Raw genomic sequence first — 21,452 nt, 5'->3', positions numbered from 1 at the left:
ATTTCGTTTTCTCATTTCTCATTTCCCTCATCCATAAAAAAAGCCTACGTAAAACGCAGGCTTTTTTGTGAACAGGGATATTCTTTTTTTAGAACGTATATTTAAATCCTAAGCTAAAGTTTTGCCCTAGCTTGTATGATTGTACTAACACATCTTGTGTTAGGTTTTCTTGTTTTCTTTCAATCGCTGGATCAAGTAGGTTTCGCGCATTAAAAGTCATTCCGAAATTTTTCGTGAAGTCATATTTGAACGTAAAATCTAAGAATCCGAAAGCTTTATCTACTAAGTTTCCACTTTGTTCCGTTCCTAATGAGTATAGTTTATCAGAGAAGTGTGCGTAAGATAGTGTTGCCATTAATTTTTGGTCATTTGCCCATTCTTTGATATACGAAATATCTGCATTTAGTAACAAATCGGAAGCTCCAGTGAAACTTGCATTGTCATGTGTAAATGACGTACTCAAATACTTGTTTTCGCGATTTACTTTTTCGTTGTCTAGTTTTTGGTAGGTCTTCATGAAAGAAGCATTCAATCCTCCCGTAATTTTATTTGTCAATGCGTCGTCAAAGCTGAATAGGTTTTTGCGAACTTCAATCTCCAATCCTGCAGCATATCCATAATCTCCAGTATTTGCATACGTAATATCATTGGATGAAGAAGCAGAGACAATCTCGTTGATTGGGTTTTTGATGTATTTTCCAAAAACAGTAGCAGAGATTACTTCGTCTGTTTTAGGGAAATATTCCCATTTTAAATCGGCATTGTAATCATCGGATGCGTATAAGTCAGGGTTACCCACTTTGATTTCCGTTACATCTTCATAGATAAAGCGTGCTCTTTCTTTGAATTGAGGTAAGGTATAGGTTTTAGATAAAGCGAAACGCAAGTTGTTGTTATCGTTTACTTCATATTTTAAAGACAAGCTTGGTAAGAATGCATTCTTTGTAAACTTGTTGTTTGTTTTGTTTGCATCTAACTGTGTTTGCCAAGTAACATCTTGAGAAATTGTTTCAAAACGAGCTCCTAATGATCCCGATAATTTATCAGTTAAACGGTATTCTACGTTTACAAAACCGGCATGGATAGATAATTCTCCATCATAGGTTTGTGGTAATAAAGCGTTAGGAGTTCCTGCTCCTCCTCTAAAGGTATAGATATCGAAGTATCCGTTTGCAAAGTTTGCTTGGTTGAAGAATTGATCTAAAGCATTTGGATTAATATTGTTGTTGTATTCTCTGTTGATTTGAAATACGAACTGAGTAGCTTTAAATTCTCTGTCTTTTTTTCTGAAGTTATAGCCTACGGTTAATTTTCCGTTATATAGGTTCTCTTCATTTTTTCCAAATTTATAATCTGCAGCAATATTAGCAGCAAATTCATTTTCTTTTAAATCTTCGTAATAACGGTTATTGTCCGATCTTGAATTAATTGAAAACTGGTAACTATCGCTGTCTTTTAATTTGTTTAGGGTGTATTGTTGTCTATCGGGTGTTTGTGCAGAGATGTTATTGAATGCAGCTCCCCAGTTTAAGTCCAATTGATCGTTTAATTTGTGATTACCTAATAATTGGTTGACCATTAATTGGTCTTGACGATACGTTTGTCTGTTGATGAAGGTATAATCCGAATTGTCTAATGTAATATCTCTTACATATCCTTGGTACTCATCATTTTTCTCTTTAGAGTCATTGACAAATAAGAGGTTGTATTTGATCGAGTTAGCATCGTTGATGTCAAATTTAGCATTTAACATTCCCGTTGTATTGGTGCTGTATTCGAAAGAATTTAAATTTAAATCTTTCGTAAATGAGTTTTGCGCTTGAGCCGTACGGGTAACGCCTTCTTTTTGTTTGAAGTTATTCCCAAAGGATGCTGTAGCGAATAAATGTAAAGCAGATTCGCCACCAAAGAAAAAGGACCTACCTGTATTGATGTTTAATCCTGCTCCCCAAGGGCTACGAGTATCGGTTTGTGTTGAGTTTTTAAAGTTGTATCCTTTTAAGGCATTACCTGGTATTTTCGTATCTGAAAAACCAAAGAAACTACGATCAGATAATGTTTTGAAATGATCTTGTTTCACGGCATTGGTATTCATATTGGTACTTACACCAACTTCTACAAAACCTGCTCCAGTGTGATTTTTTGACATAATGTCGATATTTCCCCCGGCGAAGTCTCCATAGTTTCTCGCAAAATACGTTTTGTCAATCGCAATGTATTCTACGATATCCGTGGAGAAAATATTTAAATCAATGTTTTTCTTTTCTGGATCGTTGGAAGCTAAAGGAAGTCCATTCAATGAAGTACTGTTGTAACGGTCACCTAATCCACGTACGAAAATAGTTCCCGATCCTTCTTGCTTCGCTACTCCTGTTGTTTTAGCTACAGCACTAGCTACATCACTTACTCCTTTTCTTGAAAGTTCTTGTGATCCAATATGTTGTTTCATTTCAACTGAACGTTGTTGTTCAATTAATAAGGTTGCTTCTCTAGACTTAGATCGTGTAGCTTGTACAACAACACCTTCTAGTTGTACACTTTCTGATATTAAGTCGATTGTAATTTCAACTGTTTCGTTTGCTTTTACTACAATAGCTTTATCAGCTGAAGTATAACCTACATAGGTAAAGGTTAACGTTTGTTTCCCTTCTGGTACTTCAAGAGTAAAAAAACCATCTAAATCGGTGTTGACTCCTTGTGTTGTTCCTTTTATACTTACAGACGCAAAGGCTAGCGGTTCTTTTGTTGCTGAATCTTGTAAAATTCCTTTAATCGTTCCATTAGATGCCCCAATTACTTGGCTAATAAATAATAGGGCGAATAATAACTTTGATTTCATATTTATTATTTTATTTAAGCTAGTGCAAAGAACAAGCGTAAATATGTCTTGTGTGTTATCGCTATTTTAACACATTTTACGGTAAACGTTATTAAATCGTTACCACATTAAATAATTGTAAACTTTACTTCACATAATGTATTATCTTTATCTTTGAACTGATTTATAACACACACAGATACAGAATGAAAAATTCAGACATTAAAGTCTTATTAGTTGATGATGAACAAGATATCATTGAAATCATCAGTTATAATTTAGAAAAAGAAGGCTATCAAGTTAGCACAGCAAGGAATGGAAAAGAGGCGATAGAAAAGGCAAAAAAGGAACTTCCTCACCTGATTATCTTGGATGTTATGATGCCAGAAATGGACGGAATGGAAGCTTGTGAAAACATTCGAAAAATTGACAGCTTACAGCATGTAATTATTACATTTTTAACTGCAAGAGGGGAAGATTATTCTCAAGTTGCTGGCTTTGATGCAGGTGCGGATGATTATATTACAAAACCAGTAAAACCTAAGGTTTTAATGAGTAAGGTTAAAGCATTATTGCGTCGATTGAAAACTGTAGAAGAGACTGAAAATGGAGATATTATTCAAATTGGCAATATTGAAATCAACCGAGATGAATATAAAATCCTAATTGATGGAGCAGAATTGTCTTTACCTAGAAAGGAATTTGAATTGTTGTATTTATTAGCATCAAAGCCAGGAAAAGTATTTACAAGGGAAGAGATTTTAGATCGTGTATGGGGCAATGAAGTTGTGGTTGGTGGAAGAACCATTGATGTACACATTCGCAAGTTAAGAGAAAAAGTAGGAGATGATTGTTTTAAGACAATTAAAGGTGTTGGGTATAAATTAGATATGTAATTTAATGTCGACACGATTTAAAAGATCCTATAAATTCGCTGTTAAATCAGCTTTGTTAATAACAATATGTTCGCTTGTTATTACACTCCCTTTTGTTTTCTTGGTTAAAGAAGGGCTTTGGCCCCTCTTAGTTATTCATACCTTTTTGGTTTATTTTGCTTCTTTCTTTGTGATTCAATATCGCGTAGAACACTTTATCTACCGTCGAATCAAAAAGATTTATGACAAAGTTTCGCTTTTAGAGCACACGGATCTTCGGGCTAGTGCAGTAACCACGGATATGAAAACGCTAACCGAAGAAATTGAGAAATTTGCTACCAATAAAAAGATTGAAATTGAGTCCTTGCAAGTTCGAGAAGAATACCGACGAGAGTTTCTAGGGAATATTTCCCATGAGTTGAAAACACCTTTATTCATGATCCAGAGTTATTTGGAAACGTTGAGTGATGGTGCAATTGACGATTTAGAAGTTCGCGATCGCTATTTAGAACGTGCAGAACAAGGAGTTGATCGCTTGATCTATATTGTAAAAGATTTGGATATGATCTCCAAATTAGAATCGGGAGATCTGCATTTGAATATCGTTGAGTTTGATTTAATTGAAATGATTCAAAATGCATTTGATTTCTTAGAATACAAAGCAAAAAAGAAAAATATTTCGCTGCTTTTCGATATGGGATATAAGAAGCCTATTTACGTAGTTGGAGATAAAGAGCGCATTGGGCAAGTGATTACGAATCTCATCGAGAATTCGATTAAATACGGCAAGGAAAAAGGTACGACGGAAGTGAGTATTGAAAACTTGGTGAAAAATAAATTAATTGTGCGCGTGACCGATAATGGATTAGGGATTCGCAAGGAGCATATTCCTCGTTTATTTGAGCGTTTTTATCGCATTGATAAAAGTGGAGCACGCAGTGTAGGCGGTTCAGGACTGGGCTTGTCTATTGTTAAACACATCGTTGAAGCGCATGATGAACATATCTATGTAGAGAGTAGCTATGGTTATGGGTCGGAGTTTTCTTTTACCTTAGAGAAAGTAGCCAAACACAAAACGCAAAATGTAACTTAATTTGCGTTCCCTATAAAAAGGTTTTACTTTCGTTATATTTATTTAATTTTGCGTCGAATTTAAACGAATAACCCTGTGGGAAGTAAAAACAAGTTAAAGCGATTTAGAGAAAACGAGACTTTCGGTAATGTTTTCCAACCATCAAGAGAAGAAATGATTGCTAAATTGCCGCAAAAAGGCAAATGGGCATCGGAAGTATTTAAAAACAATAACCCTATTGTTTTGGAATTAGGCTGTGGAAAAGGAGAATATACCGTTGAATTAGCGCGTCGTTTTCCTAATACAAACTTTATTGGTATTGATATCAAAGGGGCTCGTTTCTGGAGAGGAGCTAAAACTGCTGTGGAGGAAGGGCTAACGAATGTTGCTTTCTTGCGTACGCAGATTGAGTTGATAGAATTTGCTTTCGAAAAAGGAGAAGTGAGCGAAATCTGGATTACATTCCCAGATCCGCAAATTAAATATAAACGTACTAAACACAGATTGACGAATACGGAGTTTTTACAACGTTATAAAGGCATCTTAACGGATGATGGTGTTGTGAACTTGAAAACGGATAGTGAATTTATGCATGGTTATACGTTAGGTTTGTTACATGGAGAAGGACATGAAGTTATTTATGCCAATCACCACGTATATAAAAATGAGGGGGCACCTTCAGTTGTAACTGAAATCCAAACGTTTTATGAATCCCAATATTTAGAACAAAATAAAGCCATTACCTATATTCAATTTAGAATTAAATAAAGGATGGATCATTATTTTATCTTATTGTTTTTTGGCTTTTTAGCAGCAGTGATAGGCGTTTCTCTTCCGGGGTTATTGAATATGACTGCTGTTAAAGTAGCACAAGAAAGAGGGAAAAAAGCGTCTATTTTATATATTACAGGCGCTTTATCCATTATTTTTATCCAAACCTATGTTGCGATTTTCTTTGCTAAATTGATTGATTCGAGTCCTTTTATCACTGAAATTCTACATGAAATCGGATTGGTTATTTTCGGATCGTTGACGATTTACTTTTTAGGATTTGCAAAACGCAAAAAGAAAGAGGAAAACACAGCCGTTAAACGCTTGAAAAATCCTTATATATATGGTGCCTTATTGGCTTTAATCAACGTTTTTTCTATTCCATATTACGTTTTTCTGAGCGTCACCTTAGCTTCTTATGCCTATCCCATTTTTGAGTGGGCGTACACGGTTATTTTCTCCATTGGGGTTGTGATAGGCTCTGGCTTGATGTTTTATGCTTATATTTCTATCTTTAGAAAAGTTGCCAATGAAAATGCTTTTCTGATGCGAAATATAAATTATGTTATAGGGGCTATTACAGGGATTATCTGTTTGATTACGCTATATAAATTACTGCGCTAATGGCTGATTCAACCAATTTTTTTGAACGCGTGTATGAGGTAGTTCGCGAAATTCCCTACGGAAAGGTGACTACGTATGGTGCGATTGCAAAAGCAATTGGAGCTCCTCGTTCTGCACGTATGGTGGGCTATGCAATGAATGCCTCTCATTTTGATGATTCTGTACCTGCGCATCGTGTCGTGAATCGATTGGGTATGCTGAGTGGAAAACATCATTTTGATGGCACTAATTTGATGCAACAGCTATTAGAAAGCGAGGGCGTTCTCGTAAAAAATAATCAAGTACAAAACTTTAAGGCGCTTTTGTGGATTCCGCCTGTTGTTTTTTAAGCTAGTGGAAAATTGACACTGAAATAGGTCAAGTTATCTTTTCTATTGAAGGTTAAATAGCCCTTGTGCATTTCAACAATGTTTTTCGATAGTGGTAATCCAATTCCCGCTCCATCCTCTCGTGTGGTATAAAAGGGAATGAATATCTTCGGTTTGATTTCTTCTGGAATGCCATTCCCATTGTCAATAATATCCATCCACAAACGATTATTGCGTTCATATGCATGAACAGCAATCTCTTTATATTCCTGGTTTTTTATGGCATAAATTGCATTCGTCAATAAGTTGATGAAAACTTGTTCCATCTGTTTGGCATCCCAATGTTGAGCAACTTGGGTTTCAATAGTAGTTTTGATGGTAATGTTGTGTTGCTGACAAAGGGGTTTGAGTATAGCTAAGCTATGCATTAAAACCTCTGCGCTATTTACCCATGCTTTGGTAGGGCTTGGTAGCATCGTAAGTCTGCGGTAGTTATCAATGAAATGACGCAAGTGATCCGTTCGATTGGCAATGGTTTGTACACTGAGTTTTAGATCGTCCATATCATCCGCCGTTAAAGGCATTTCTTCCTCTAATATTTCTAAGGTATTGTGCGCTAAGGAATGAATAGGCGTTAGGGAATTCATGATTTCATGCGAAATGACTTTCATTAAGTTTTCCCAGGTATCTTTCTCTTTTTTATCCAATACTTTTTGAATCGAATCCAATAAAACAATATAAAACTCTTGGTTTTGACTGATGGTTGTAGAGGTTTGTAGCATAAATGTTTGCTTTTCTTCCCCTTCTATACGCATATCCAACGAGGTCTTAGATTCTTTGAATTCCAGATGCTCTAAATATTGCGTCAAATTGGGAAGTAAACGCGATAAATTCTGCCATGATTTTACTTTGGGTATATCAAATAGCTTTGAAAAATAGTCGTTAATTAAGAAGATAGTCCATCCTTCTTCTTTGCGTTCAAAAATTACGATACCCGTTTCTAAATTGTTTAGAATGTTGAGATAAACCAATTCTTTTACTTCATGTTGTTCTTGTTCCTGTTGTAGCTTTTGATACAACTGTTGTAGGTTTTGAAAAGTTTCATTGGCTTGTTTTTTATTTGATTTTAAGGAGAAATCATCGTAAATCATCGCCAAGACCAAACGGTCAATGATGCTGTAGTACTTGCGTTGAAACATATAGAGTTCAATCAGACATGCCACAATGCTAATAAGGACAATAAAGAATGTATAACGATAGTGTTGTTGGAATAACCATACGACGAGTAAGGATAGGCCAATAATGGCTAAGATGCGCATGAAAACCTTCAAATGAAACGACATACTACAGTTGTTTTTAGTTCTTAATGTTATATTTTTCAAGTCTGCGATACAAAGCTGCACGTGATAATCCCAATTCATCTGCTGCTTGACTGATATTGCCTTGGCATTTTTCTAGCGTTCGAATAATGGTCGTTCGTTCGATATCTTGCAGTGTGGCATCATCTGCGGGTACTTCGTTGATTGTTGCTGCAGAAATACCGAAATCTCCGATGTTTAATTCTGTTGCTTCAGTTAAAATTAATGCGCGTTCTACGCGGTTTTGCATCTCTCTAATATTTCCCTTCCACTCGTAATTACACAGTGATTCCAATGTGTGAGGGTGGATGTTAGGAACTGCAATTTGATATTTGTTGGCGTATTGTTGAATAAAGAAGTCCAACAAAGCAGGAATATCTTCTTTTCGCTCTCTAAGTGAAGGTAACTGGAGGACAACTGTATTGATACGATAGTATAAATCTTCTCGAAATGCCTTTTGTGCTACCTCTTTTTCAATTTCTGCGTTTGTTGCGGTTATGATACGTACATCTACAGGACGTGGTTGGGATTCTCCCAATCGAATTACGGATTTCGCCTGGATTACTTGCAAAAGTTTCGCTTGTAAATGTAGGGGTACATTGCCGATTTCATCTAAGAAAATCGTTCCTCCATTTGCCGCTTCAAAACGGCCCGCTGTATCTTGTTTCGCATCCGTAAAGGCGCCTTTAGCATAGCCAAATAGCTCGCTTTCAAAGAGATTCTCATTGAGCGATCCTAAGTCAACATGGATAAACGGTTGGTTTTTACGGGTAGAATTGTTGTGGATATATTCTGCTAAAACATATTTTCCAGTTCCATTTTCTCCTAGTATCAGCGTGTTGACCTCCGTTTGTGCTACACGCTGCGCCATGCGATACGTCTTTTGAATGGCTGGTGAATGTCCTTCAAAATAATCAGGCTGCGTGGTTGTGGGCGTTTCTTGTTCTTTTCTGCGTCTTTGTTGAACGGCTTTTTTAACCAGATCAATTAAATGTTCATTGTCCCAAGGTTTTAAAATGTAATCAATAGCCCCTAATTTAATTCCTTCTACAGCTGTTTCCACATGACCATAAGAGGTCATGAGAATAATTTGCGCTTGCGGATAATTTGCTTTAATCTCTTTAAACCAAAAAATACCTTCTTTTCCATCCTCAAAGCCCACGCGATAATTCATGTCTAAAATAATAACATCCACAGGAGTATCTTGTAAAATATCAAAGATCTTTTTGGGGTTATTATTCGTCAAAACTGTTTCGAAATGACGTTTTAGAAGTAGTTTAGCAGCGATTAAAACCTCTGTATTGTCGTCTAAAACCAGAATGGTGGCAGTTGTTTTTCTCATGGATGTACGTGATGTTGTTTAATATCGAACATTTTAGTGTTCATTATCGGACACTTTTAAAATAAGTAAATATGTATACTGTTGATTCGTAGTTGTTTGTGATTAATTCATTTTGTGGCACATTTTTGTTATAATACTTATAAAAGAAACGCAATGGACAGAGTTTTACCTCGTAAAAATAGAAAAAAACAAAGGATATTACTAATTGTTGGAGGAGTGATCCTCCTTGCAGTTGCATCTTTTTTTACATTTTTTCAGGATATTGCATTGCATGTTGCTAAGAAAGAGATTCGAATTACAACCGTGAAAGAAGGTGTTTTTGAAGAGTATATTTCTTTTCAAGGGAAGGTTGAACCTTTACAGTCGTTGTTGATTAATATTGCGGAAGGAGGAGCTGTGAGTGAAATATTTGTAGAAAATGGCGCAGTCATTCAGAAAGGAGATCCTTTGGTGCTGTTACACAATCCCAGTTCTGAATTAGCCTATATGTCACAAGAATCGTCTTTAATTGAGCAAATGAACAATTTGAATGTCAATCTGATGAATATTCGCAACCAAGAAATAGGGTTAATGAAGGATTTGATCAGTATTGAGTACGAATATAAAAATGCGGAGCTACAATATACTTTAAATAAGAAATTATTCGACCAAGAGATTTTATCTTTGAATGAATGGAATCAGACGGTTGAAAGTTTTTCTTATCAAAAGAAAAGAAAGGCCTTGATGGAACAGAGTGTCGAAAAAGAAAAACAGTCCAATCAAGTCCAAGTAAGGCAAATCAATCAATCGCTTGCAGTGATACAGCGTAGTTTGGAGAAATTGAAAGAGAATAAACAGAATTTCTTATTGCGTGCGCCTATTTCTGGAAGATTATCTTCTTTTGAGCCTATGCTGGGGAAAACGTATAATGGAGGAGAGAGCATTGGGAAAATAGATGTTTTGGAAGGATATAAATTAGTTGCTAATGTAGACGAATTTTATTTGGATCGCATTGTGCTAGGACAAAAAGGACAAGTGGAAAGTAAAGGGCAACTCATCCAGGTAGAGGTGAGTAAAATTTTACCTGAGATTATCAACGGCCGATTTGAAGTACAATTGAATTTTGTCAGCCAAGACAACCTAAAACTGCAAGAGGGAAATAGCATGGGAATCAAGTTATTTCTATCTGGAAAAGAACAGCGTTTATTGTTGGCAAAAGGGAGTTTTATGACGGATACCAAAGGAGAATGGGTGTATGTTGTAAAAGAGGGAAAAGCAGAAAGACGACAAGTAGAAATTGGACGTGAAAACCCAGCTTATTATGAAGTGATTTCAGGTTTGTCTATAGGTGAACAGGTGATTATATCGAGTTATAAAGATTATTTAAGAGTGAATTATTTACAGTTAAAAGAGTAACTATGGTCATAGCAATTCAACAATTGTCTCGTATTTTCCAAACGGAAGAGGTGGAGACAACCGCTTTGAATGAGGTTTCATTGGAAGTGAAAAAAGGAGAGTTTATTTCGGTAATGGGACCTTCGGGATGTGGGAAATCAACCCTATTGAATATTATAGGACTATTGGATGACGCCACTTCAGGAAGCTATCGTTTATTGGATAAGGAGATGGTGGGATTGACAGAAAATCAACGCGCAGTTATTCGCAAAACCAATATTGGTTTTATTTTTCAAAACTTCAATTTAATTGATGAGTTATCGGTGTATGACAATATTGAATTGCCTTTGATCTACAATAAAATTCCCAGTAGTGAACGCAAAAAACGCGTGATGGAAATTGCAGAGCGCTTGAATATTGTACACCGATTAAAACACTATCCGCAGCAACTTTCTGGTGGACAGCAACAACGCGTAGCCGTTGGACGTGCACTGATTAATAATCCCAAGATTATTTTGGCCGATGAGCCGACAGGAAATTTGGATAGTAAAAATGGAGCAGAGGTAATGGAATTGTTGACGGAATTACATCAACAAGGAGCAACCATTATCATGGTAACGCACTCTCATCACGATGCCTCTTATTCAGAGCGCACAATCTTGATGAAGGATGGTATGATTTTATCAGAAAAAATCAATACCAAGATTGTAGATGTTTTTACAGTATAAAATAACAAGATTATGATACGTTTTTTCTTGAGTTTAGTCTTGATGCTGTTCAGTTTACTGATGCAAGGGCAAGCGAAACAGACGCATACCATTACGGGAAATGTGAGCAAATTAGTGGCCACGATGCCAATAGAAATTTTAATCGATGCTACTTCAGAATCGAATACTGTTCGCCTAGAAGGGGTACAGGAAGATATTGATAAAATAGGAATAAAACAGGTGGGGAGTGTGCTCTATGTAGACATGAGTACCAAAAACAACAAGAATAAAGTTTTTTACAATAGTAGAGTAAAGGTGTTTATTGCTCAGCCTAAGATTGTTGATTATGATGTGAGTACTACGGCACGTGTCCAAGTTAAGGGACGTGTTCAAGGAAATCAGGTAACAATAAAATCCGATGCAGCGGCTTCATTAAAAGGCGATTTTACCGCGAATACAGTAACAATTAGCTTGGATTCAGCGTCTAAATATGAAGGCGATATTACGGCAAAAAATATCAAGGTTAATTTAGATAGTGCCGCTCATGTTACCGTGACGGGAGATACTGAAAATCTAGTCATTAATGTGGATAGTGCCGCAAAGTTTGATGGCAAGAGCCTCAAGGCGAAGTTTGTAAAGGTAGAAGCTGATTCTATGGGAAAAGCGGAGGTCTATCCTATAGAGAGTTTAAATGCCTATGCAGATTCCATGGGGAGGGTTGTGTATTATAATACGCCAAAAGAATTGAAAAAATACACGGATTCTATGGGATCAGTGAAATCGAATTAGTTCGTTATTATGCTGTACAGTTGGTTCAATACATTTAGAAAAAATATCCAAAAATCATTGTTGTTCTTTTGCTGGACAATTCTTGGTTTAGCCATTGGTATGGCGTGTTTATTGCTGGCTTTATTCTTCGTGCAAGATGAGTGGAGTTACAATAAATGGATCGAAGATGTAGATCAATTGCACGAAGTAAATGTTACAGTTGGAAAAGAAGCAAATGCCATTGTTGTTCCTGCTGCTGTGGGGCCTCAGTTACTTCAACAAAAACAAATTGAAAGTTACTGTTACTATGCCTTAGATTATATTGATTTCTATGCAGAAAGTAACTTCCATCAGGCTGTAGTCGGAAAGATCTTGAATACGCAATCGACCTTCTTTGATTTTTTTAATTTCAAATTCGTATATGGAAGTGCAGAAGAGGTTGTAGAAAACCCGACCTATATTGCGATTTCTGAAAAGATTGCCCAACAGTTTTTTCCGCATCAGAACCCAATAGGTCAAACGCTATCCCTTGCCCATAGTCCTTATCAGGTGGCAGGGGTCTATCAGCTGGACCAAAAAGCAACCATTATGCCTGATATTGTATTGATGAACATGGAGTGGAACGACGAGGTCGAACCTGCTTTATGGCAAGAAAATGGAGGGGGATTATTAGTTAAAGTAAAGGAGGCAACGGATATCCAGCATATTGAATCTAATTTGGTGTCTTTGATTGAAAATAATCAAGATCAAGTGTTTGATACACAAGAGCAGGTTGGACAATACAATGTTTTTTTATCTCCCTTAAAGGAAGGGCGTTTTATTTCTAAACAAACGGCTTTACTAGAAGGACGCACAAAAGTGGAGACACTTCTGCTGTTAATCGGTTGTTCTGTTTTAATCTTTTTATTAGCGATTCTGAATTATATCAACCTGAATCAAGCCGGGATATTATCGCGTTTAAAGGAATTTCAGGTGCGTATGATGTTGGGGAGTACAAAGAGACAATTGCTGTTGCAAATTGGTTTTGAAACGTTGTTAAATGTGTTGATGGCTTTGGGAATTGCCTTAATACTCATTGAATTCAGCATGCCCATTTACAATACGTTCCTGCACAAAGCAATTGCCATTAAACATCAGGTGCTTTGGAGCGGCATCGTTTTCGTTATTTGTATTGTCGTGCTATTGGCTGGCGGTATTCTTTCCCTTTATGCTACTCGACTTGTTCGTCAGTTGTATCAAGTGAAGGCATACAGAAAGCGCAGCAAAGGCTTGCGATTGCGAAAAGGAAGCTTATTTGTACAGATGATGATTGCTTTTTTCTTTGTAGTGGGAGGATGGATCATAGCGAAACAGGTTCATTTTATGGAAGAGAAACCTCGAGGTTTTGAAGGAGATCACGTGGTGCAAGTGAAACTATTCACGCAACAGATACGCCGTAAGTTATACCGCAATGATAAGTTGATTCAGGAGATACAACGAATTGAAGGAATCAAAAATGTAGCCTTGTCGACTATTGCATATGAAGATAAATCCATAAAAACAAAATATACCGCCTTTTATGGGATGCGGAAAATTCCTGATTTTGTCATGGAAGGAATTGATGAGGACTATATTGATATGGTGGGGTTTGAAAAAGTAGCGTATCGTCCTATTGAGGTCGATAGTTTACCTAAAGTATGGATTAATGAACAGTTTGTCGCTCAAATGGGAGTAACAGCGGATGAGGCTTTAGGAAATGTGATTTCGTATGATCGAAATACGTATCTAATTGAAGGCGTGATTAAAAATTATTTTAGCAATGGTTTTGAGGAAGCTGTGCAACCGCTGTTGTTGTTTCAATGGAAGGATATTGATTTTTTGCCTTATGGATTAAATTATTTATCGATTGCCTTAGATGAAAAGGCCAATACAATAGAAACGCTGGAGCGTTTACATGCTTTTTGGATTGTCAATATTGATTATGAATATCCGTTTCAATATCAAACCATTTCAGAACAGTTTAAAATCAATTATCAACATGTAGAATCTCAAAAACGCATGTTTATGATTTGGGATATTGCGGTTGTTTTTATGGCTTTGTTTGGACTGTACGCTAGTTTATCCCTGTATTTGGAACAAAAACAAAAAGAAATTATTATTCGAAAAATGGTAGGCGCTCGTACGCATGAACTTTTCTTCCTGCTGGGTAAACCGTTTCTTGTTTCGGTCATCGTAGCGTGTTTAGCAGCAGCGTATCCTGTCTATTGGATTATGAATACTTGGTTGCATAAGTTTACCTATAAATATGAAATAGAAGGCTATCTCTTTGTTTTTTCTTTCTTTTTATTGGTTGGACTTGTTTGCTTCATTATATGGAGAAAAGTTCGAATTGCCACAAGAGTTGATTTTATTAAGCATATAAAATACGAATAGGTATGTTACAAAATTGGCTGAAAATATATTGGGCCCATCTCATTAAAAATAAAGTGTATAGTTTGCTCACTATCTTGGGGCTTGCTATCGGTATTTGGGGTGTCCTATTGTCCTATTTGTACTATAAAGAAGAGGCGCGATATGACCAGTGGAATCCATATAAGGATGAGGTTTATATTGTCAGTACGGATTTGGGGGATGGCGATGTTTGGAATTTAGCTCCCTATCCGATGGGGCCTCATCTTAAAGAAGAAAAACAGAGCATAGAAGATTATATGTATCTATCTAATTATGTGTCTCATTTTCTAGAATTTGAAGGAGAACAACATTTTTTTACAAAGGGACTTGTCGTTCAATCTAATTTCTTTGATTTCTTTCCTTTTGAATTACTAGAAGGGGTAAATGCACTAGATGAACCGAATAGTGTTTTGGTTTTGGATACTTATATCGAAGAAATCTTTGGATCAAATGCCTTAGGAAAGACGTTTCGTTATAATGATGAGGTGTTTACCATCAAAGGAATTTACTCGTTTGGTGAAACACGCAGTTCGGTTATGCCTACTATACTTTTCTCAGGGTTTGAGAAAAGTATAGTAGCGAATCAAATGAACTGGGGCAATTATATGGCCAGTTTATATGTAAAAATAAAAGATAAAGAACGGATTCCTCGTGTAGAGCAGTCCATGACGGATTTATTATTTGTTCATCTTTATACGCGGTTAGCCAAAGAGGAAGGTAAAACCGTGGAAGAATATTTAGAAGAGGAAGGAGATACAGTCGAATTATACCATTTATTGCCATTAGCAGAGCAACATATGATGGAAGATACAAAGTATAATGGGACCCTAGAAACTCCAATAAATGTAAAACGCTTGTATATCCTATTTGGCTTGTCATTGACTATTTTTATTTTATCTGTGGTCAATTATATTAACCTATCCATTGTTCAAAGTTTGAAAAGACATCGAGAAATGGGAATCCGTATTGTTATCGGAAGTAAATATACCACGTTGTTTTGGCAGCTGTTTTTTGAGAGTTGTTTGACTCTGGGATTAGCTCTGGGATTGAGTTGCGTATTGGTTGAGTTTTCAATTCCATCACTTCGAGTGTTTCTATCCTCTCAATTGAATTTTAATTGGTGGGATGGAGCCAAGGTAGGAGGGTTTTTTATGGTAATCATGAGCACTTTTCTCGCTGGAATCTTGTTGGTTATTTTGCAAAGAAGAACCATCACTCAATTAGTAAAAGGGCAAGGAAGACACGGAAATCAAAAATTTGGATTCAAGCATATGATGCTGATTATTCAGTTTGCGATTGCTAGTTTCTTTATTGTTAGTACTACGATTGTGTTCCAACAAGTACACTATATGTTGGAGAAGGATTTAGGTTTTACAAAAGAGCAAATCTTGATTTTGCCATTTTCGACCATAAAAACAGAAAAAGAACGGAGGCTTCTCTATGATACTTATAAAGCAGAAATTTTAAAAATATCAGGCGTTCAGTCGGTTAGTAGTTCATCCTTAGCAATAGGGGGTTACGGTTATAATTCAAGTCGAATTTTCCATCAGGGGAATGCGGTACAAGTAACAAATGTGGCGATGGACAATGATTTTTTACAGACCATGCAAATTAAAATTGTCGAGGGGAGAGGACTAGAAGAGGAATTGGCTTCTGATACCATCAGTAATGTTTTAATTAATCAACAATTGAAGGATAAGTTTGGAGATCCTGATATTCTAAATAAAACGCTGAATTGGAATGATCGTTGGTTTACTGTAATTGGTGTGGTAAATAATTATCATACGGTCAATTTAAAAGCAGATTTTGATCCTATGATTTTCTTTCGTTTAGAAGTAATTCCTGGATTGTTTCAAAACGTGAATGAGTTATATGTGCGATTTAATACACCAAATGGAGAGCAGATAATTGATGAGGTGGAAAAGATATATGCAAAACTGGGTGTATCAACATATCCTTTTACCTATGAATTTTTAGATCAACGGTTTGAACGGCTTTTTAAAAGTAGTATACAGGAGCGAGATATTCTATTGGTATTAAGTAGCATTGTCATTTTTATCGCACTATTTGGACTGTATAGTGTGGCTTCTTTTACGATTGCCAACCAATACAAAGACATTGCCATTCGCAAAGTATTAGGGGCATCGAATAAAGAACAAATGAAACAATTATCACAGCGTTATATTGTGTTAGGCGTAATTGGATTTGTACTTTCTATTTATCCTAGTTACTACTTTATGAATGCTTGGTTGAATGAGTATGTCTTCCGCATTGAAATTCATTGGAGCAATTTCGTTATAGCCTTTCTATTCTTAATGCTGCTGACCTTCTTGACGGTATTTATTAAAGTTCGTCAAGCAGTCCGCGTCAATGTCTTGCAACACATTAAATATGAATAAAATAAACTGAAAATTAAAAAATATGAAAAAATTAGCCTTAGTCTTCCTATTAATTGGAAGTACCGTATTTGCACAAAAGCAAGAAAAAAGACAAGTAGCAGATTTTTCTGCCATTAAAGTATCACAAAGTATTCAGTTGGATTTCACCTATGGAGGAAGTAAATCCGTTGAAGTACACGTAGGCGATAAAGAGGATATGCAGTATGTGAAAACAGAAGTAAAAAATGGAGTTTTACATGTATTTATTGACACGCCTACGGGATTGTTTAATCACCGAGTGAGTGCCGTTCAAGTACAAGTGAGTAATCCAAACCTATCAGGGGCTTATGTTTCTTCTTCAGCTAGCATGAATGTATTAAATAAAGTGTTGGCGAAAGATTTTACCCTAACAGCAAGTAGCTCTGGAAAATTTCAAGGAAACTTAGTACAAGCAGATAATGTAAGCATTGAGGCTAGTTCATCAGCGAAAGTAGAGGGGAAATTTGAAGTAGCGAATAATACAGCAATTGATGTGAGCTCCTCAGCGAAAGTAGATTTGGATTTAAAGGGAAATAAAGTCGATATGGCTGCTAGTAGTTCCGCTAAAATTGAAGTAGATGGATCAGCAAAAACAGTGATGGCAAAAGTATCAAGCTCAGGGAAGATTGATGGAAAAGACTTGGCTGTAAAAACACTAGATGGTAAAGCGAGTTCGTCTGGTACAATCTCTTTAACCGTAGCGGATGAAGTGAGAGGAAAGGCGAGTTCGTCTGGAAAAATATCGGTTTATGGAACAGCGTCTTTAGTTGAGGTGAAAAAATCATCTGGAGGAAAAATTGAAAAAATAAATTAATACAAATAACTGTATGATTTCGAATTGGTTAAAGTTGTATCTCTGGCATTTTAAAAAAAATGTTTGGTTTTCATTGCTCAATATACTGGGGCTAGCATTAGGTATGGCTGCGCTGATTATTGTGCTTTTCTATTGGAAAAATGAGCATAGCTTTGACCAATGGAATCCCTATAAAAACAAAATTTACGAAGTAGAAGGAACGGTAGATTCCTATTTTAAAAATTGGTTCCCTGCCCCTATTGCCAACCAATTGGATCAAGCTTCCTCTATTATTGAAGCCTATAACTTTAGCTATATGTCTTTCAACTTGATGAGCGTAGTGGTGGAGGGAAAAGCGGATTTTTTATATGAAATTGATGAGCGACAAGCGAACTTTTTTGAGTTTTTTCCTTTTACAACGGTGTTTGGCAGTCCGGAAGATTACAAACAAAATTACAAGGATGCCTTAGCCTTAGAAAAGAAACAAGCGGAGCGTCTGTTTGGTGTAGGTATTGATCCTACAGGGAAACTCGTACAGCTAGACAATGGAAAAGTACTAACAGTTCGTTTTGTGTTTGAGATACCAGGAAATAGTTCAGTTGTATTTAAGGGATTGACTTCTTATTTAACAGAAAGTCAAATAGCTTATAATCGTGCAGATAATTGGGGAGATCACAACTATAAGCTACTCATTAAGTTAAAAGATGGAGTTGGAATAAATGAAGCAAAAAAGCAGTTGAAAGATGTGTTTTACAAAGAAATTACCCAGTTATATGCCAAACAAGAAGGAGTTTCTGTGGAAGAGCTGCAAGAAAAGATGCAAGGCTTCATGGTGTTAAATTTTAATGAGTTGAGTGGGGTTTATCTAAATCCAAAATCAATGGGATTAGGAGCAGGACCCACTGCAAGTAAAATTGTACATATCATGTTGTTTTCTGCCATTTTGCTCTTGATGTTAGCGCTTGTCAATGCTATTAATCTCGCACTGGTACAAAGCTTTAAACGCGCCAAGGAAATTGGTATTCGAAAATCCATTGGGAGCACGCGCAATCAGTTGATGAAACAAATGATGTTTGAAGCGGGAATCACAACTTTGTTGTCTTTTGCAGTAGCGCTGGTTCTCGTTGAATTAGGGATGCCTTATTTTAATATGCTAGTTAATCGAACGCTTGAAGCTGATTTTTTATCCTTAGGGGCACTCATTGGTGTACTTGTACTTGGGGTATACTTGCTCTTGGGCGTTTTACCTAGTCTCTTTGTGGTTTCTTTCGATGCAATTAAAGTGTTGAAAGGCAACTTTGTTCGAAGTAAATCGGGAATGCGTTTGCGCAATAGCCTATTGGTTTTTCAATTTGTGATTGCGTTTTTCTTTTTGTCTACGGCTATTTTTGTTCACAAACAAGTCAGTCATATCTTACAAGAAGATTTGGGATTCAATGGTGATCAAGTAGTCAATATTCGCTTTAAAGTCAAAGATGAAAACCAACGCAATATCATCTATCAACGCATAGAAGCCGATTTACAAAAAATAGAAGGAGTCAAGGCAGCCGTAAACCATTCCATGTTAATGGGAGTCGGTTATGGGAGTAGTTCTAATAATATGATCGGAGAGGCTTCTGTTCAAAGTGAAAATGTACCCGTAGGTTACGATTTTATAAAAGTATTTGATGGTCAATTGATGGAAGGACGGTTTTTCGATCGTGCTTTCGCATCGGATAGCATCAATAAAATTGTCGTTAACGAAACGTATAAAAGACATTTTAATTTTTCTGATGGAATTATAGGAAAAAAGATGAGGTGGAATGGACGCGACTTTGAAATTATTGGAGTTGTAAAAGACATGAAAATTGAAGGTTTTACTCAGGCAATTCCACCAGTAACTTATTTTATGTCCAATTCAGTAGGTTGGTTTTCTGGGCTTATTGAGAACATCTCCATCAAAATAGAACCTACAAATGTGCAACAGACACTAAATCAATTGGAAGCTTTTTGGAGTAAACGGGTAGAGTCTACCTATCCCATGCAATATGAGTTTGCCAATGCTGAATTTGCGGAAAGCTATCAGAAAACCCTATACCAGCGAACCTTATTTTTATGTTTGATGGGCGTATCGATGTTTATCGCCCTATTTGGGTTGATGGCTATTGTTTCCTTTAGTATTGAAAGTCGATTGAAAGAAATTGCTATTCGCAAAGTACTTGGAGCAAATAGAAGGGAGCTTATTGTGAACTTATCCATTCGTTTCTTGGTTTATTGTATGCTGGGATTTGTTATTTCCATATACCCCGTTTACTACTTAATTCAGCTGTGGTTAGCCGATTTTGTGTACCGTATTGAACTTTCTATTTGGCCTTTTTTACTTGCTTTTGCTGGTTTAACTCTATTTTCTATGGTTTTAGTTTTATGGAAATCCACACAAGCAACACGTATCAATACTTTGAAGTATATCAACTATGAATAAGAACTTCTATTTGATGATAGGGCTATTTTTCGGACCTCTTCTTTTTGCACAAGAAAAATGGACCTTACAAGACTGTTTAGCCTTAGGACAAGAGCATAGTTATGAGTTAATGCTGGCTCAATTAGAACGACAAGTGGTGGAGGTACAGCAACAGAGTATTGCGTCATACTATTTGCCGGATGTTGGGGTAAATACTTCTCAAAGTTTTAATTATGGATCTGCCATCAATCCAATGACGAATACAAGGGTGAGTTCAAATATCCAATCGTTGCAAACTTCTGTTGATGCTTCTATTCGCTTATTTGACTGGTCTGATTACATGGATCGACAGATGAAAAAACTGAATACATCCTATGCCGGGTTACAAGAAGAGGAAATCAAGTTTTATTATCAACAGCGTATCTTGGATTTGTTTTTTAAGATTATTGGGACACAAGAATACTATAAGTTACAAACTCAGCAATTGAAAAACAGTCAATTGAATTTTGATCGGGTGGTAAAGGAAGTCGAAGCGGGCGCCAAACCACAAAGTGACCAATATGATATTGAATACCTCTACAACAAGGAGCAAATTAGCATGCAAGAGACCTTGGACGAATTGGCCAATCAAAAACTGCAATTGGTTCAGCTCTTGGACTTACAACCAAAATTGACGGTCGATTTTGAGTTGGTGTTTGAAAAGGAATTTGTTGGATGGAATTCGGATTATGAATTCAATCCTGTTTTAGAAAAAGTGCGGTTATATCAAACCCTTTTAGAGACAGAAAAAAAGAGTTTACGAGCCAAAAATTACCCTCGATTAACGGGGAGTTATCAATTTGGAACGTTCTATTCCAAACCCTTTAATACCAGCTTAGATTGGCAGGTGGAATCGTTCTCTAAACAGTTTGGAGATAATAAAAGTCACTATGTTGGAATAGGTATGAGTATTCCTGTTTTTCAAGGAGGAAATGTGACCAGACAACTGCGCAAAAACAAAGCAGAAAGAGAGCTGAATGCATTGAAAATAAAGGATAAAGAACGATGGGTTCACAAAGAAAATGAACAGTTGTTGCAAGAGATAAATCAAGTTGAAAACCGAACAGAAAGCTTGCAAAGTAGTATTCGGTTGGCTCAAAAATCCTTTCAGACCACACAGGTCAAATACGAAAATGGAAAGGTAGATATCTTCTCCTTTAATGCGGCCAAAAATCAATTGTTGGGTGCTGAATTTGCCCTAGTTCAGAACGAAATAAAACAAGTGTTTTTAGTTAAAAAAAGAGCGCTAAATTATGCGAATCACCTCTAATATCAAGTAAGCTAGGGGTTTGTATTTAGAATATATTAACATCAAA

Annotated in this window: 16 protein-coding genes; 13 read left to right on the top strand and 3 right to left on the bottom strand. The window is 36.3% G+C overall.

The genetic code is table 11. The annotated features are described in order from the left end of the window. Positions 1–88: 88 nt before the first annotated feature. Positions 89–2,839, bottom strand: coding sequence for a TonB-dependent receptor (locus AWV75_RS13305; RefSeq protein ID WP_060874841.1), 2,751 nt, complete (start codon positions 2,837–2,839; stop codon positions 89–91). A 185-nt stretch (positions 2,840–3,024) separates the two neighbouring features. Between AWV75_RS13305 and AWV75_RS13300 the strand changes: the two genes are divergently transcribed. The 5 genes from AWV75_RS13300 to AWV75_RS13280 all read left to right on the top strand — a co-directional run bounded on the left by AWV75_RS13300 (position 3,025) and on the right by AWV75_RS13280 (position 6,489). Next, positions 3,025–3,714, top strand: a complete 690-nt coding sequence (locus AWV75_RS13300) for a response regulator transcription factor (RefSeq protein WP_060874840.1) — start codon at positions 3,025–3,027, stop codon at positions 3,712–3,714. Between the two features lie 4 nt (positions 3,715–3,718). Further along, a complete protein-coding gene (locus AWV75_RS13295; protein ID WP_060874839.1) occupies positions 3,719–4,786 on the top strand; it encodes a sensor histidine kinase in 1,068 nt (355 codons plus the stop codon). A gap of 75 nt (positions 4,787–4,861) precedes the next feature. Continuing rightward, positions 4,862–5,533, top strand: a complete 672-nt coding sequence (trmB, locus tag AWV75_RS13290; protein ID WP_060874838.1) for a tRNA (guanosine(46)-N7)-methyltransferase TrmB — start codon at positions 4,862–4,864, stop codon at positions 5,531–5,533. Between the two features lie 3 nt (positions 5,534–5,536). Beyond that, entirely contained in the window at positions 5,537–6,160 is a 624-nt protein-coding gene (locus AWV75_RS13285; RefSeq protein WP_060874837.1) for a LysE family transporter, read from the top strand. Beyond that, entirely contained in the window at positions 6,160–6,489 is a 330-nt protein-coding gene (locus AWV75_RS13280; RefSeq protein ID WP_060874836.1) for an MGMT family protein, read from the top strand. The genes AWV75_RS13285 and AWV75_RS13280 overlap by 1 nt, the downstream gene beginning before the upstream one ends. Here AWV75_RS13280 and AWV75_RS13275 read toward each other — a convergent pair. Both AWV75_RS13275 and AWV75_RS13270 read right to left on the bottom strand, forming a co-directional pair. Further along, positions 6,486–7,811 carry a sensor histidine kinase gene (locus AWV75_RS13275; RefSeq protein WP_060874854.1) on the bottom strand — a complete coding sequence of 442 codons (1,326 nt, stop codon included), beginning with the start codon at positions 7,809–7,811 and terminating at the stop codon, positions 6,486–6,488. The genes AWV75_RS13280 and AWV75_RS13275 overlap by 4 nt on opposite strands. Before the next feature lie 13 nt (positions 7,812–7,824). Continuing rightward, positions 7,825–9,168 (bottom strand): sigma-54-dependent transcriptional regulator, encoded by a 1,344-nt coding sequence (locus tag AWV75_RS13270; RefSeq protein WP_060874835.1) that lies wholly within the window; start codon positions 9,166–9,168, stop codon positions 7,825–7,827. A gap of 153 nt (positions 9,169–9,321) precedes the next feature. Between AWV75_RS13270 and AWV75_RS13265 the strand changes: the two genes are divergently transcribed. Genes AWV75_RS13265 through AWV75_RS13230 form a run of 8 tightly spaced genes read left to right on the top strand, consistent with a single transcriptional unit; the run spans position 9,322 to position 21,406 of the window. After that, a complete protein-coding gene (locus tag AWV75_RS13265) occupies positions 9,322–10,563 on the top strand; it encodes an efflux RND transporter periplasmic adaptor subunit (RefSeq protein WP_156424200.1) in 1,242 nt (413 codons plus the stop codon). A 2-nt stretch (positions 10,564–10,565) separates the two neighbouring features. Further along, positions 10,566–11,270: an ABC transporter ATP-binding protein gene (locus tag AWV75_RS13260; protein ID WP_060874833.1), complete on the top strand. Its 705-nt coding sequence runs from the start codon at positions 10,566–10,568 to the stop codon at positions 11,268–11,270. Between the two features lie 12 nt (positions 11,271–11,282). Beyond that, positions 11,283–12,038 (top strand): GIN domain-containing protein, encoded by a 756-nt coding sequence (locus tag AWV75_RS13255; RefSeq protein ID WP_060874832.1) that lies wholly within the window; start codon positions 11,283–11,285, stop codon positions 12,036–12,038. 9 nt (positions 12,039–12,047) lie between these two features. After that, the gene (locus AWV75_RS13250) at positions 12,048–14,429 is read left to right on the top strand and encodes an ABC transporter permease (RefSeq protein WP_060874831.1); all 2,382 of its coding nucleotides are present in this window, start codon (positions 12,048–12,050) and stop codon (positions 14,427–14,429) included. Positions 14,430–14,431: 2 nt separating this feature from the next. Then, on the top strand, positions 14,432–16,846 hold the full coding sequence (locus AWV75_RS13245) for an ABC transporter permease (protein ID WP_060874830.1): 2,415 nt from the start codon (positions 14,432–14,434) through the stop codon (positions 16,844–16,846). Positions 16,847–16,868: 22 nt separating this feature from the next. Further along, complete coding sequence (locus AWV75_RS13240; RefSeq protein ID WP_060874829.1) at positions 16,869–17,678, top strand: GIN domain-containing protein; 810 nt, start codon at positions 16,869–16,871, stop codon at positions 17,676–17,678. A 13-nt stretch (positions 17,679–17,691) separates the two neighbouring features. Then, entirely contained in the window at positions 17,692–20,118 is a 2,427-nt protein-coding gene (locus AWV75_RS13235) for an ABC transporter permease (protein WP_060874828.1), read from the top strand. Then, on the top strand, positions 20,111–21,406 hold the full coding sequence (locus tag AWV75_RS13230; RefSeq protein ID WP_231738145.1) for a TolC family protein: 1,296 nt from the start codon (positions 20,111–20,113) through the stop codon (positions 21,404–21,406). Before AWV75_RS13235 ends, AWV75_RS13230 begins: the two co-directional genes overlap by 8 nt. Positions 21,407–21,452: the final 46 nt, after the last annotated feature.

Origin of the sequence: Myroides odoratus (assembly GCF_001549985.1) — a bacterium.
In the GTDB taxonomy this organism is placed as follows: domain Bacteria; phylum Bacteroidota; class Bacteroidia; order Flavobacteriales; family Flavobacteriaceae; genus Flavobacterium; species Flavobacterium odoratum_A.
The sequence above is the reverse complement of the archived record's forward strand: the minus strand, read 5'-3'. Positions and strand labels throughout refer to the sequence as shown.